Source organism: Mesorhizobium sp. M7A.F.Ca.AU.002.02.1.1, assembly GCF_003998535.1.
GTDB classification, from domain to species: Bacteria; Pseudomonadota; Alphaproteobacteria; order Rhizobiales; family Rhizobiaceae; genus Mesorhizobium; species Mesorhizobium ciceri.
This window is the reverse complement of record NZ_RZPB01001143.1, coordinates 1-1384: the sequence shown is the minus strand read 5'-3', so window position 1 is coordinate 1384 and position 1384 is coordinate 1. Positions and strand designations below refer to the sequence as shown.

The following is a 1384-nucleotide window of genomic DNA, read 5'->3' as shown; positions in this document are numbered from 1 at the left end:
AGACACATTTCCCGTTTCGATAAGGTCGTCGAGGTAGTCAGTCGCCGCGACGATGCGGCGATCCGGTCGCTCGCCAGCTGGGCCCGCGTGCCATCGTGGGGGGATCACATGATCCCGGTGCATGTATGATCCCGCTTCGTCTCAAAATCGAAACCGATGTCGTAGATCCCTACGTTGTTCGCCTCAGGTCGTTCGAAGGATTGTCGGAGGACTGTAGCGATGCCGGTTCGCTGGACGCGACGTTGGAGAATGCCAGTGCGGAAAACGCCGACTTCGCCGGAGCGATGGGCAAGCTTCGTGTATTCGGCGTCGATCCGAGCGAGGTCAATGGTGATGTGATGTTTGTCGTGCCCTGGCGAGGGACGGCGCACCGCCTCATCCGAGCGAATTCCCGACACAACACCCTCTTGATCACGGAACGGTGCGATCAGCTCTGTTTGATGTGCTCTCAACCTCCGAAAGAGCGGCACATCGACATGTTTCCATTCTTCGAAACGGCCGTGCTCTTATCGCCAGGAAATTCGACCATCGGCATATCGGGAGGGGAGCCCACGCTCTTCAAATCGGAGTTGCTCGAGTTTCTGGACACAACAATGTCCGCCCGTCGCGACATCAATTTCCACGTCCTGACCAATGCCCAGCATTTTGACCGTGACGACGTCGTCAGACTTCGTCGTATGGACCTGGATCGTATCCTTTGGGGCATCCCTGTGTACTCAAGCGATCGTGATGTCCACGATCGCATCGTGGGGAAACCAGGTGCGTTCGACCAGGTTAGAAAAAGCCTGTCACTCCTTTGCGAGGCTGGCGCAAAGATTGAACTGCGCACAGTCCTTATGAAACCCAATGCTCCCAAGCTATTTGACCTGGCGAAGTTTGTGACGACCGCGCTGCCTTTCGTCGACAAATGGGCAATCATGCAGCTCGAAAACATTGGCTACGGCCGGCAGAATTGGAGCTCGTTGTTCTATGACAGTTCCAAGGGCTTCGACGTAGTCGGCAAGGCACTGGATTTTGCGATCAGCCGCGGGATCGAGACCAAGCTCTATAACTTTCCGCTCTGCACAGTTCCCGCCAATTATCGGATGTTCGCACCTTCGACTATCTCGGACTGGAAAAGAGCCTACGTCTCGGATTGCGCCGATTGTAGTCTGCGCAACGAGTGCGGCGGTTTCTTTGAGTGGCATCCGAAGGCACATGGATACGAGAGGTTTGGCGTCGCATGAAAAAGCGGCTTTTCGCGATCCCATCGTTGCTCGCTGCCGGTTTCATGCCGATCGAGAGCGTCGCAATGCCTCTTGTGCCTCCCGGCGATGGCGGCAAGACAAAATCGCTTTTCGATATTTTTAAGCTGGATCACAAATTCACATTGGCAGGCCACAGT

At 55.4% G+C, this 1384-nt stretch carries 1 protein-coding gene; it reads left to right on the top strand.

Annotation, left to right across the window (positions count from 1 at the left end; translation table 11 throughout):
* Positions 1-125: 125 nt before the first annotated feature.
* Positions 126-1226, top strand: coding sequence for a His-Xaa-Ser system radical SAM maturase HxsC (gene hxsC, locus EN879_RS35895; RefSeq protein WP_063170751.1), 1101 nt, complete (start codon positions 126-128; stop codon positions 1224-1226).
* Positions 1227-1384 lie beyond the last annotated feature (158 nt).